Source organism: Candidatus Accumulibacter vicinus (genome assembly GCF_000584955.1).
Taxonomy (GTDB): Bacteria; Pseudomonadota; Gammaproteobacteria; order Burkholderiales; family Rhodocyclaceae; genus Accumulibacter; species Accumulibacter vicinus.
On sequence record NZ_JDSS02000043.1, the window covers coordinates 1,891 to 14,378 of the forward strand.

Annotated in this window: 9 protein-coding genes and 1 pseudogene; 4 read left to right on the forward strand and 6 right to left on the reverse strand. The window is 62.8% G+C overall.

The window, feature by feature from the left end:
• Both CAPSK01_RS18310 and CAPSK01_RS18315 read right to left on the reverse strand, forming a co-directional pair.
• The coding region (locus CAPSK01_RS18310; protein ID WP_034930142.1) for a hypothetical protein at positions 1-347 on the reverse strand (347 nt) is incomplete at its 3' end.
• Positions 344-3,073 (reverse strand): CHAT domain-containing protein, encoded by a 2,730-nt coding sequence (locus CAPSK01_RS18315; RefSeq protein WP_273704085.1) that lies wholly within the window; start codon positions 3,071-3,073, stop codon positions 344-346. The genes CAPSK01_RS18310 and CAPSK01_RS18315, both read right to left, overlap by 4 nt.
• 318 nt (positions 3,074-3,391) lie before the next feature.
• Between CAPSK01_RS18315 and CAPSK01_RS18320 the strand changes: the two genes are divergently transcribed.
• Positions 3,392-4,102: an N-acetylmuramoyl-L-alanine amidase gene (locus CAPSK01_RS18320; protein WP_273704035.1), complete on the forward strand. Its 711-nt coding sequence runs from the start codon at positions 3,392-3,394 to the stop codon at positions 4,100-4,102.
• Between the two features lie 46 nt (positions 4,103-4,148).
• On the opposite strand, the gene CAPSK01_RS18325 is transcribed toward CAPSK01_RS18320, so the two are convergent.
• The 4 genes from CAPSK01_RS18325 to CAPSK01_RS18340 form a co-directional block, all read right to left on the reverse strand.
• Positions 4,149-4,982 (reverse strand): penicillin-binding protein activator LpoB, encoded by an 834-nt coding sequence (locus tag CAPSK01_RS18325; RefSeq protein ID WP_273704036.1) that lies wholly within the window; start codon positions 4,980-4,982, stop codon positions 4,149-4,151.
• A 35-nt stretch (positions 4,983-5,017) separates the two neighbouring features.
• Positions 5,018-5,638, reverse strand: a complete 621-nt coding sequence (gene lpoB, locus CAPSK01_RS18330) for a penicillin-binding protein activator LpoB (protein ID WP_034930151.1) — start codon at positions 5,636-5,638, stop codon at positions 5,018-5,020.
• Between the two features lie 200 nt (positions 5,639-5,838).
• A complete protein-coding gene (locus tag CAPSK01_RS23925) occupies positions 5,839-7,224 on the reverse strand; it encodes a DUF1425 domain-containing protein (RefSeq protein ID WP_273704037.1) in 1,386 nt (461 codons plus the stop codon).
• Between the two features lie 17 nt (positions 7,225-7,241).
• Entirely contained in the window at positions 7,242-8,702 is a 1,461-nt protein-coding gene (locus CAPSK01_RS18340) for a hypothetical protein (RefSeq protein ID WP_273704038.1), read from the reverse strand.
• Between the two features lie 371 nt (positions 8,703-9,073).
• Between CAPSK01_RS18340 and nirB the strand changes: the two genes are divergently transcribed.
• The 3 genes and pseudogenes from nirB to CAPSK01_RS18355 form a co-directional block, all read left to right on the forward strand.
• Complete coding sequence (gene nirB, locus CAPSK01_RS18345) at positions 9,074-11,503, forward strand: nitrite reductase large subunit NirB (RefSeq protein WP_034930397.1); 2,430 nt, start codon at positions 9,074-9,076, stop codon at positions 11,501-11,503.
• A 16-nt stretch (positions 11,504-11,519) separates the two neighbouring features.
• A complete protein-coding gene (gene nirD, locus CAPSK01_RS18350; RefSeq protein ID WP_034930154.1) occupies positions 11,520-11,828 on the forward strand; it encodes a nitrite reductase small subunit NirD in 309 nt (102 codons plus the stop codon).
• Positions 11,829-11,845: 17 nt separating this feature from the next.
• Positions 11,846-12,394: pseudogene (locus CAPSK01_RS18355) on the forward strand (MFS transporter); the annotation flags it as partial.
• Positions 12,395-12,488 lie beyond the last annotated feature (94 nt).

Here is a 12,488-nt window from a genome sequence, read left to right on the forward strand (position 1 = left end):
GGCGCCGGTTGCGTCTGCAGAACGGCCAGCACATCGGTGGTTTCCAGGCGCTTGTCGCCGGGGGCGAAGCTGTGCATCGAGTCCACCTGCACCAGCAGCGCCGCGAGCGCGTCGCGGAAGCGATCGTCACTCGCGAGGACGCGCAGCGCCGATCGCGCGAGTTCGCCTTCGGAGGGCAGGTCGACGCTGTCGGCCGCCACCGACAGCGTCTTGAAGAGCGCGTCGACCCGCGCTGGCGCGAAGCCTGGCGTGGCGGCGGGCGGCGGCATCGCGCGAACGAAACGTCGCAGCAAAGCGATCGCCTGTTCGCTGCCGAGGGCGTCGATTCTGGCTTCGAGTTCAGTCATGAAGTGCCTCCACTCCCGGTTTGGCGAAGTGCGTCGAGACGTTCGAGTGATCCGCGAGCGATCGCCGCGTAGTGCTCGTCGCCTACGCGCTCGAAGATCGCCAGCGACTTGCGGTACCAGTCCTCGGCCGCCGCGAAGTCGCGCCGCTCCTGGGCCACCAGGCCGAGCTGGTGGTAGGCGCCAGCGGCCAGATCCTCGCGACCCTGTTGCTCGCAGTGGCGGGCGAACGCCTCGAAGCGCTTGCCGGCCAGCGGCAGGTCGCGCCGGTTGAGCGCATGGGCGGCCAGCGCCTGCAGCAGCCATCCATAGTTCTCGAGGTCGCCGGCGCGCTGCGCGAGCGCGAGCGCCCGCTCGAAGCTGCCGCCGAAGAGCTTGAAAACCAGGCGCTGCTCGTGCAGCTCCTTGGGCGCGTAGTGATCGGCGAGGCGGGCCAGGATCTCCACGAACGCGCGCTCCCAAGCGGCCGCGTGCGCGGCGTCGGCGAGCAGTCGCGCGCCGTGGCGGCGGGCGTAGCGTTCGAGCGCCGGGTGCATCTCGTAGACGGCGTTGCCCAGCCCGCGCAGCAGCCCGGCGGCCTCGAGGCGCTCGAGCGTCTGCCGCGTCTCGCCGGCACCGAACGGCTGTTGCGCTTCGCCGGCCATGTCGGCCAGAAGGTCCGCGTGGACATGGCCCGCGTGCAGCCCGATCGGATGGAGCAGCGGCCGCAGCGCGGCGGGCAGTCCCTCTTCGACGTAGCGCAGCGTCGCGTACAGGCGCTGCTCGACCGGGTCGTCGCTATCGGCCTGCGGCACGTACTGCTCGAAATCCTTTCGCAGTTGCTTCGCCGGGGTTCCGGCGAGCCGCGGCAGGATGGCGCGCATCATCAGCGGGTGGCCGGCGAGGGCGTCGATCAGCTCGGCGGTGTCGGCGTCGCCAGCGTCGAGGCACAGTCCCTGGTCGGCGAGGATCGCCTGCGCCAGCGCCTGGCGCTCTTCGCCGTGCAGGCCGCCGAGCGCAATGCGGTAGCACGCCGTCATTCCCAGCCACGCTTCGTCGCTGCGGCTGGTGATCAGCACCTTCGTCTTGCTGCCGCGCAACTGCTCTAGGAACTGCTTGAGCGCTGGCCGTTCGTCGACCGGCAGGGCACCATCGACCGCGGCGTCGGCGGCGCCGCTGGCGCTCTCGAAGTTGTCCCAGACGATGAGCAGCGCTTGGCTGCGCAGCACCTGCAGCAGCGCCGGCCACTTCCGCTCGTCGGGCAGGGCCATCGCGTCGGTGCCGAAGAGTCTTCCGACGAGGTCGTTGCGCACGGAATCGAAGCGGCGCACGTCGGCGAAGCTCTGCCAGATCACGCGTTCGGGCAGGCCTTGTGTCTGCGCCAGCCAGTCGAGGTAGCCGCGCGCCAGCGTCGTCTTGCCGACGCCGCCGAGGCCGTGCAGCAGCAGGCCGGCCGGCGCGCGGCGGCTGGCGCGTTCGAGGGCCAGCACAGCGCTGTCGCGGCCGATGACGCCGTGCGGCGTGTGGCTGGTTTCGAGGCGCGCTTCCTCCGGCAGCTCGCTGGCCGGCGCCGGGCTGGGTGTCGAACGGCGCGCCGGCGTGGCGAACGCGAGCGGCAGCGGGTCCTGCTGGTAGAGCACCGGCACCAGCCAGTCCTGCAGCGCCAGCTCGCCGCGGCGCTGCGGATGCGCGAGCATCGCCTGGCGGCCGCCGCGCGTCGCCTCGGCGACGTCGCCGGTGTGGAACAACTGCCGGTAGAACGCCGGCAGGAACTGCCTGGCGCCGGAGACGTAGAGCGCGTAGCCCATGGCGACGACGCTGCGCACGCCGGCGCGCAGCAGCGCCGTGGCGACCGAGGCGAAGGCGTCTTCGGCCTGCTCGTCGAGCATCGCCGACTGGCAGGCGTTGAGCACGGCAATCGGGATGCGGTGCTCGCGCAGCAGTTGGCTCAACTGCGTGCCGCTGATCGGGTCGTCGCGGCCGTCGTCGTTCTCGAAGACGAGCTGGCCTTGCGGCCCCTTGAACTTGTCGGCCCCGCCGGCGCCGACCTGTCCGAAGCCGCCGTGACCGTCGAAGTGGACGATGTGGTAGGCGCCGGGGTGCGCCTGCAGTTCGCGCCGCAACGCGTCGAAGGTCGGCGGGCGCAGGACCTTGACCGCCGCCGGCAGGTTTTCCTCGTGAATGAGCTGCACCAGCGGACGCGAGATGCTGCGGTAGGCGATGTCGTCCGCGTAGGGCCGGGCGGTGACGAGCAGGATGCCGACGCGCTCGGACGACAGGCCGGCGGGCAGCGGCGGCGGGTCGGCGACGCTGTCGAGCTGGCGCTCGATGCGGCAGTGCTGCGCGAGGTCGCCGACCTGCGGGTCGCGCAGCGCTTCCCACGGCCAGGAGAGGACGCGCGGCGTGTCGCTGACGATCGCCAGTTGCAGTTCGCCGTGGCCGTCGCGCGTCGCATCGCGGTAATGGTCGCGCGCCTGACCCTGGCCGAATAGGGTCGCGAAGGTTTCCTCGCCCCAGCACTGCAGCGCCGCCTGCACGCGCTCGGCGCGATTCTGGTTGGGGCCGTAGGGATAGTCGAGGTAGCTTTCGAGGTACCAGGCGAGTTCTTCGCCGAGGCGGGCCGCGGTATCCGGCAGCGCGCGCGACAGCGGATCGTCCAGTGGCACCGCCGGCGCCGTCTTGGCGCCCCGGCCATCGACGCGCTGAACTTCGAAAGCGCCGCCCGATTCGGCGCCCCGGTGGCGAATCACCAAGCACTGCATAGCCCCCCTTGTGTCGTTCCTGTTTCGCCCAGGGCCATTATAGCCGGCAGATGAGCACCGTGCCGCCGCCCGTCACGGATCGCTTGCTGGAACGTTTTGTCGGCGACACCGCAGCAGCCATGGGGCATCTCCTGTTCTTTCTGACCCCGCATCGGCCATCACAAGTTGTATCATCCGCTGACGCCGCGCTTCCCTCTGCGTTCAACCCGTCCGAGAAGATGACCCCCCCATGAAGATCAGACAACTCAGACCAGACTACCCGCTTTGAGCCGCCATCGTCTGCTCCTTCGCCTCCTCGCAGCGGCGATGGCGACCATCCTCGCTGCCTGTTCGCCACTGCTGCCGAAAACGGCAATGAAGGCGGGTTGGAAGGCATCGCCCAACTTCGATGGTCGCAGGCCAAATCTGGTGATCATTCATCACACCGGCAACCCGACGCTTGAACAGGCGCTGCACACGCTCACCTCTCCTGAACGTAAGGTGAGTTCGCACTATCTGATTGGCCGCGACGGCGAGATCTTCCAGCTTGTCGAGGAAAATGCTCGCGCCTGGCATGCCGGCCAATCGTGGTGGGGTGGCTTCACCGATATCAATTCGGTGTCGCTGGGTATCGAACTCGATAACAATGGCCACGAACCCTTTGCGGACGCCCAGATAGAAGCCTTGCTCGCCCTGTTGGCGGATATCCGGAAGCGCTACAAGATTCCTCGGGCCAATTTCATCGGTCACGCCGATGTTGCACCAACCCGAAAGGACGATCCGAGCGCCTGGTTTCCCTGGCAACGGCTGGCCGAGCAGGGTTTTGGCCTGTGGTGTGAGGCACCGCTGTCGCCCGCTCCGGTCGGCTTCGATCTGGCGCTTGCACTCACCGCCATCGGCTATGATCCTAGGACGCCGGAAGCTTCACGAAAGGCCTTTCGCTTACATTTCGTCCGTACCGACCAGACACTTTCTGCCGAACATGAAAACGCACTGGCTTTCTGTCTGTTGCAACAGAAGCGCTCTGCGGGCCCGTGATGCGCCAACGGGGAGTGCATGACGCACAATCATCGGGAGTGACTGCTCAGCGGAAAATGATCACTTCCTCGCGGTTTTGTTCTTCACGCATTCGATAGCCGCCTTCGCCGCGTACATCGTCGCTGCGGATGCCGCCCAATTGCTCGTCGAGCTGACGGGCGGCATCCTCACCGAGGCTCTTCGAGACTTCGGAAACGACCTTGCCCCGGTTGAGAACGACGCGGCCGCCACGACTGGTCAGCAGCTTGACATCCTGGCCGGTACCCATCGCGCTGAAAGCCGCCTTGATCTTGTAGTCGCGCGTGCTGATCAGGCTGAATTCAGCGACCAGTTCCAGGCTGAGCGTATGCGAAACGGTGTTGGTGTGGTCGATCGGATTGGCTTCCTGGCGGAATTCCAGGCTGTTGATCGAGCCGAAGAGTACATAGTCGGCACCTGGGTACATGCCCTGCTTGACGCGTGCGATGATGTCGTACAGCCTTTCGATATGCTTGCTGTCAGTGAAAGGCTTGCCCTGCACCAACTGGAAGCGGCCTGACTTGAGCATCTCGCCCTTGATGTCTGCGGTAAATTTGCGTAACTCGCCGCGATCGATGTAGCTGTAAGTGCCTTCCGCTTCGTAGTAGTTCTTCTCCGACTTGGCGTTCAGCGAACCGCTGCTGCGCCGCGCATAGCCATAATCGGATTCACGCTCACTTTCGCGGCCGGAAGCACGCAACGATGACTTCTCGGAAGCTGCAACGACGCGAAAATACTCACTGACACGTTCCTCATAAGCGAGGTCGGTCACGGCGACCTTGGGCGGCGGAGCTGCGAGCGCGAGGCCGCTGGCCGCGATGAGCATGAAGACGCTCGCACGGGCAAGGTTGATGACATTCATCTCAGGTTCTCCTGGGGCCTTGACTGGGTAAGCGACTAGCGTCTGGCTGACTTGCGGATGTCCTTCTCGTCGGACCATTCGACAATGCCGGTTTCGATTTCGACCAGGCGCAGGTTCATCTTGTAGTAAACGTCCTTGATGTCTACGTTCTTCTTCACGATCGACGAGATGCTGCCGTCGATACGGTATTTGGCGCCCTGCATCCTGCCCATCTTGACCGACTTGCTCTTGTCGTAGAGACCGCTCTGGTTCTGCCGGCGCAGTTCATCGACCTGGTTCTGCATGTCTTCGCCCTCAATGGCGTAGCGGACACCGCTCTTCTGCAACTGCGTCAGGATGGTGTCGGTGATCAGGCGGGTGTCAAAGTATTCGCTGGTCTTGTTCTTCACTGGCGAAGCCATCAGTAACTGGCGCTTGCGGATCAGATCCTGGATCAGCGGGTGCTGAATCAGCGATTGCGTCATTTTTTCCGAGATCATCTGGATGTCGGTCGACCCGAGGTCGGTGGTCACCGTTTCGACAGCCTTGGCGTCGCCGTAGCTGACATTGCCGCCACCCACTGTCGGTGAAGAAATCGTCGTACAGCCGGCCAGGGCCAGCACGAGTGTGCTGGCGAGCAGAGTGAAGCGGATTTCGGGCTGGAATTGACCTTGCATTGCGTTACCTCCTGATGGCGATGTTGGCGACCGGCGAGCGGTCGTGTTGCGAAATGGGGGCGGTACCCCGCCGGCTTGCTGTGCAAGTCGCGTCAGCGACGCATGCATCGCGCCTCTCTCCTCTAAGCAGGAGAGGGCCGGGTAAGGAACTTTCATGATCGGGGGCGCCTGGAGCACTCACCGCTGCCAGCTACCACGACTCAGTTGCTGATGTTATTCGGACTTTGCAGGATTAGTCGGAAATCGGTCGCCTTGAAGGTCGGTCCGACCACATTGATCAGCTGCTTCTGTTGACCATAGACCAGCAGCGGTTTCCATGGCTCGTCGTCCCAGACGGAGAAGCCATCGCGATCGAGCCACTTGAAGCGATAGTAGAGCTGCTGGTTGCTGGAGCTGGTGTTGGTGATCTCGACCTGGATGCGCAGCAGGTTGTCACGCCGGGTGGCGCGCAGGTCGCTCACCTTGAGGGAAACCATCTTGCCCAGTTCCTCGATCTTGCTGGCGATGCTCGGCCCAGTTTCTGGTACTGGTCGTGGCTGGCTGAGCGCCACTTGGGTCGGCGCTGGTGCAGCAGCCGGGGAGTCGCCGCCGCGGGTTGCTGTCGAGTTGGTGGTGCCCAGGCGCCGCTTGGCAAGTGCGGAAAATTGCCCGTCCGGATACTTGCTGAGGTAATCGCTATAATCTTCCGGCGAGTTGCTGTTCTTGATGCTGTCCCAGAACGCCAGTTCGACCGCTTTCGGGTCGACCGTCTGCACCACCGTGGTCGGACTACCAGCCGGTGTCGGTGCCGTTGCCGGACCGGCGACGAAATAGAAGTCGCCGTCGGTCTGTTCGTAGAGTGCCGGCTGCTGGTCGTGACCGACCGACTTCGCTTTCTGGGTGACCGTGCTGCGCACCCTGCGCATCGCGTCGGTCGCGCTGATTCCCGGCTGCGTGATCGATGGCAGGAACTCGCGGGTGAACAGGCCGTTCGGGTTGTTGTCGTTGTCGCCCAGCTTGTCGAGGGCCTGCTGGTTGGCACCCGCCGAATAGAGAACGACCTGACCGTTGGGCGCCTGTGGCGGCGCCAAACCACGCGTGGCGCCGATCGAGCGCGTGCCGGACTTCTTCGGCAGGGGATTGTCGCGGCAGGCGTCGAGAACGAGCAGGGTGAACTTGGCCTTGGCGTCGGCGATCTTGTCCTGGATCGCCAGCACGCTCACTGCCTGGTCGGCGAGGTCGTTTTCGCTGCGCGGGGAATCCATGTCGACCGGCACCAGGAAGTTCTGGTTGTTGACCTGCAAGCCATGTCCAGCGAAGAAAAAAATCCCGATCCCGCCGCCGGAGATCTTCTGCACGAACTCGTTGACCGCCAGGTTCATCTTCTTCTGGCCGACGTTGTTGTAGGCCATCACTTCAAAGCCGATCTTCTTGAGTTCGCGGGCCACGGAATTGGCATCGTTGACCGCCTTCTCCAGCTTGGTGATGTTCTGATAGTCGTTGTTGCCAATCACCAGCGCGACGCGTCGTTCGGCCGCCGCCAGCGCGTTGCCGGTGGCAGCGAGAGTGAAAATCAGGCTGATGGCAATAAGGAAGAGGCGTCTCATGAGAATCTCCTGCAGGATTACTGGGTTGCCGCCGCCTTGGCCGGCTTCCCGCGAACGCCACGCACCTGGGGACGGGCATCGGGCGTACCACTGGTCGACTGAGCGCTTTCGATGGCGACGTTCGGCTGCCCGACATAGACGGCACCACCGGTGAGCCGGATGGGAACGATGGTGAAGCGGCTGCCGATGTTGACCTCGGTGCGGTAAGCGCCGGCACCAGTCTGGAACTCGACCGTTTGTCGACCGTGTGGCAGGATCGCGCGCGCCACCGAAATCCGTTCGGGCAGCGTTCGCCAACTGCGGTCGTCGGCCTGCTCGGTGGCCACGGAAGCCACGCCGACCGCAAGACCGAGGATCGGCGACGCCTTGTTCGCCTGCTCCTCGGTGACGGCTTTCAGTGCAGCACGGATCACTGTGCGCAGAATGATTGCCGGCATCTGATCCTTGAGCAGCCGTCGTGCCATGGTATCGAGGTTGCTCAGCGTCTCGACCGGCAACTGGCGGCCGGCGACCGTCAATACCGGGGGAACGAAGCCGCGGTTCTCCGCCTTGAGGACCGGGAATGAAAGCGCCGTGACCACCAGGCCATTCTTGCGTGGCACCGGAATCGGGAGGGTGATCGACTTCCACGACGGTGCGAATCCCGATTCGACGACGAAGAGCACGTCCGACTCGCGCGGCCCGGGTTTGCGCTTGCCGACGTTTTTCAGGTTGCCCTGGATGAGCAGCTTGTTCGGTGAAAGTTGCAGCGCATTGCGGTAGCCCGGCTCGGCCAGCGAAGGTTCGCCGGTGACCTCGAAGAAGTAGCCGGCAAGGTAGTGCGCGAAGGCATTCTGGTAGCCGTTCTTCAAATCGCGGACTTCCGGTGTATCGAGTTCGGCGAGCGGATAGTCCTTGAGATGCTTCGGATCGTTATCGACCTTGAGCTTGTCGCCCTCTTCCTTGAGCTTGTCGTATTCCTTCTCGCGGAAAGACTTGATCAACTGCTCGCGCTCGTAGGTCTTCTTCATTTCGATGCGCGCCAGATCGGCGTTGCCGAGGAGGATATGATCGAGGGTGAGTAGCGCCGACAGCATGACCTTCTCGTAGTCCTGACCGTCGTAGCGACGCGTCTTGTCGCTGATCAGGTAGCTACCGATATCACCGAACAGCTTCTGTGGATTGGTACGGTATTCGTCTTCCCATTGCTGAATGATGGCGTCGGCCTTCAGCCAGGTATCGCGACTTCCGGCATAGTCCTTGTCGAGGCTGAGGAGTTCGCCCTTTTCGAAGTAGTAGAGAATGTCCTTGTCCTGAGTCAGCGGGCCGGCGGCGTTGTTCTTCTCGACCTGTTCGATCGCCTGCTTGACGGCGCCGGTTTTCACCAGGTTCACGGTTTCCTTGAGCTCGGCGTCATATTGCCGCATCGGATTGGCGGCGCAGCCGGCCAGCAGCGTCGCCAGCATCGTCAGCACTGCGGCGGCATAGACTCGACTCATTGATTCCCCCTCCCCCGGTTTCCCCAATGGCTGCCGGCTGCGCCGGCAAGCCGGACAGCATATCCGACAATACGGTCAATCTAAAAACATTTTAACCGGATATGTCCTGTGCAGACGTGAAAAAGTTGTCTTTTAGTGGTAGCCAGAAGCGCACGTTGTGGCCGACACCCTGCCAACCCGCATGCCCACCGGTTGCCCATGCCGCATGCCGGCAACCGCACCAGAATGCAGCAGCATGCCCTGAAATTGTGCATCGCACCATCAGCGGTGGCGCAAGGGATATCAAAAGCCATGAAAAATCATCGCAAAAAATGCGGGCACGGTTATTGCTTTTGGTTGGCCATCAGGACGCCACAATGGGAGCCGTGAAGATGGGCAAGAAAAATCTGGTGATGGTCGGCAACGGGATGGCTGGCGTACGCACGCTGGAGGAATTGCTGAAGATCGCCCCCGATCAGTACGAAATCACTGTCTTTGGTGCCGAGCCGCACCCCAACTACAACCGCATTCTGCTCTCGCCGGTGCTGGCCGGCGAAATGACGATCCAGGACATCATTCTCAACGATCACGACTGGTACGCTAAGCACGGCATCAAATTGCACCTCGGCAAGAAAGTGAGCAGGATCGACCGCGTGCTGCGCCGGGTGATCGCCGAGGACGGCACCGAAGCACCGTATGACCGGCTGCTGCTGGCGACCGGTTCAAACCCGTTCATCCTGCCGGTGCCCGGCAATGATCTGCCGGGGGTCATTTCCTATCGCGACATCGGCGATACCGACGCGATGATCGACGCCGCGCGCCGCTACCGACATGCGGTAGTGATCGGTGGCGGCCTGCTCGGTCTCGAAGCGGCCAACGGACTCAAGCTGCGCGGGATGGACGTGACGGTGGTCCATCTCGCCGACTGGCTGCTCGAACGCCAGCTCGACCAGACCGCCGGCCGGATGCTGCAAAAATCTCTTGAAGATCGCGGCCTGAAGTTCCTGCTGGGCAAACAGACCGAAATGTTGATCGCCGGCGAGAGCGGGCGAGTCGCCGCCATCCGCCTCAAGGAGGGTCTGCAGATCCCTGCCGACCTGGTGGTGATGGCGGTAGGCATTCGTCCGAACACGACGCTGGCCGAATCGGCGGGCATCTACTGCCACCGCGGTATCGTGGTCAACGACACCATGCAGACCTACGACCCGAAAGTCTATGCCGTCGGCGAATGTGTTGCACACCGTGGAATCGCGTACGGACTCGTCGCACCGCTTTTCGAGCAGGGCAAGGTCGCAGCCAACCATCTCGGCAATTACGGGATCAGCCGCTACACCGGATCGGTCACTTCGACCAAGCTCAAGGTCACCGGCATCGACCTGTTTTCGGCCGGTGACTTTTTTGGCGGTCACGATAGCGAGGAAATCGTCCTCAATGATGCCGCCGGTGGCGTTTACAAGAAACTGGTGATCAAGGACAACAAACTGGTTGGGGGTGTTCTCTATGGGGACACCGCCGATGGTCCTTGGTACTTCCAGTTGCTGCGCGACGGCCAGGACATCCATGAGATTCGCGATCATCTACTGTTCGGACAGTCACATGTCGGCGATGTCGGCCATCAGGGCCACAGCAAAGCGGCGTCCATGGCCGATAGCGCCGAAGTATGCGGTTGCAACGGCGTCAGCAAGGGCAGCATCGTCAAGGCGATCAAGGAAAAGGGGCTGTTCACGCTCGACGACATCAAGAAACACACCAAGGCAGCATCGTCCTGTGGCTCCTGTGCCGGCCTCTGCGAACAGATCCTCTCGGCGACGATCGGCGGAGCCTATACGCCGGCGGCTTCGAACCGCAAAGCGGTCTGCGGCTGTACTGATTACTCACACCAGGAAGTGCGCGACGCGATTCGTGCGCAGCACCTGCTGAGCATCGACGCAGTCATGCGTTTCCTCGAATGGCAGACGCCCGACGGCTGCGACAAGTGCCGTCCGGCGCTGAACTACTACCTGATTTCGACCTGGCCGAAAGAGGTCAAGGACGATCCGCGCTCACGCCTGATCAACGAACGCGCGCACGCGAATATCCAGAAGGACGGCACCTTTTCGGTGGTGCCACGGATGTGGGGAGGATTGACCACGGCGGCAGAGTTGCGCCGCATCGCCGATGTCGCCGACAAGTATCAAGTGCCGACGATCAAGGTCACCGGCGGCCAGCGCATCGACCTGCTCGGGATCAGGAAGGAAGACCTGATCAGCGTCTGGAAGGATCTCGACATGCCTTCGGGGCACGCCTACGGCAAATCGATTCGTACCGTCAAGACCTGTGTCGGTCTGGAGCACTGCCGCTTCGGTACGCAACTGGCGATGGCCATGGGCGTCAAGCTCGAGAAGATGCTGTTCGACATGTACGCACCGCACAAGGTCAAGCTGGCAGTTTCGGGTTGTCCGCGCAACTGTGCCGAGGCGGGTATCAAGGACGTCGGCGTGATCGGCGTCGATTCGGGTTACGAACTGTACGTCGGCGGCAACGGCGGGATCAAGACCGAGGTTGCGCAGTTCTTCGTCAAGGTCAGGCGTGATGAAGACGTGCTGGAGTACGCCGGCGCTTTCCTGCAGCTCTACCGCGAAGAAGGTTTCTACCTCGAACGAACCTGCCATTACCTTGAACGTGTCGGCCTCGACCACGCCAAGCAGCGCGTCGTTGAGGACGAAGAGAACCGCAAGGCGCTGTACGGGCGCCTGCTGGCCGAGCTCAAGGACGCCAAGGATCCCTGGGCCGAGCGTGTTGCCGGCGTCGAGCACAACGAATATGAACTGCTTTCGGTATGAAGATTGGAGAACAGAAATGGCTGAATGGAAATCGATCTGTGAGCTTGACGACATCCCGCGCATGGGCAGTCGCGTGGTGCGCTCGACCAGCGGCAATATTGCCATCTTTCACACTTCGGGCGGTGAGGTGTTTGCACTGCGCGATCAGTGCCCGCACAAGGGCGGGCCGCTGTCGCAGGGACTCGTACATGGCAATCAGGTGACCTGCCCGCTGCACGGCTGGAAACTGCGCCTCGATACGGGTGAAGCGGTGGCCCCCGACGAAGGCTGCGCACGTCGCTACCCCATCCGTATCGACAGCGGAACGGTTTTTCTGCAAATCTGAACTGGAAGGATGAAAACATGGACAAGACATTCTGGCAGGCGGGACATCGGCCGACTCTGCTGGCGGCTTTTCTCTATTTCGACCTGGCCTTCATGGTCTGGGTCATGCTCGGACCCCTGGGCGTGCAGATCGCCAAGGATCTCGGTCTGACGCACGCACAGAAAGGGATGATGGTCGCCACTCCGGTTCTCGCCGGTGCCATCCTGCGGATCTTCATGGGCATTCTCGTCGACCACCTGAAACCGAAACTGGCCGGCGCCATCGGCCAGATGATCGTCATCGCTTCACTGTTCTTCGCCTGGTACTTCGGCATCCACAGCTACGAGCAGACGCTGATCCTCGGCGTTTTTCTCGGCGTCGCCGGCGCTTCTTTCGCGGTCGCGCTGCCGCTCGCTTCACGCTGGTACCCGCCCGAGCATCAGGGAACGGCACTCGGGATCGCCGGCGCCGGCAACTCGGGAACGGCGCTCGCGGCGCTGATCGCTCCGAGCCTGGCGATCGCTTTCGGCTGGAGCAACGTTTTTGGTCTGGCGCTGATCCCGCTGGTTCTGGTCTTCATCCTATTTTCCTCAGTTGAACGATCCAGATCTGTTGCAAACTGAGTGCTGGTGAGGGTTTCCGTCGAAAAGGGAGGGTCACCCAATGGGTGAGTTGGATTTT

Bases quoted from the DNA above. Each gene is read 5' to 3' on its own strand.
- nirB (WP_034930397.1), top strand. From the start codon at position 9,074: ATGGGCAAGAAAAATCTGGTGATGGTCGGCAACGGGATGGCTGGCGTA.
- nirD (WP_034930154.1), top strand. From the start codon at position 11,520: ATGGCTGAATGGAAATCGATCTGTGAGCTTGACGACATCCCGCGCATG.
- CAPSK01_RS23925 (WP_273704037.1), bottom strand. From the start codon at position 7,224: ATGAGACGCCTCTTCCTTATTGCCATCAGCCTGATTTTCACTCTCGCT.
- CAPSK01_RS18320 (WP_273704035.1), top strand. From the start codon at position 3,392: ATGGCGACCATCCTCGCTGCCTGTTCGCCACTGCTGCCGAAAACGGCA.
- CAPSK01_RS18340 (WP_273704038.1), bottom strand. From the start codon at position 8,702: ATGAGTCGAGTCTATGCCGCCGCAGTGCTGACGATGCTGGCGACGCTG.
- CAPSK01_RS18325 (WP_273704036.1), bottom strand. From the start codon at position 4,982: ATGAATGTCATCAACCTTGCCCGTGCGAGCGTCTTCATGCTCATCGCG.
- lpoB (WP_034930151.1), bottom strand. From the start codon at position 5,638: ATGCAAGGTCAATTCCAGCCCGAAATCCGCTTCACTCTGCTCGCCAGC.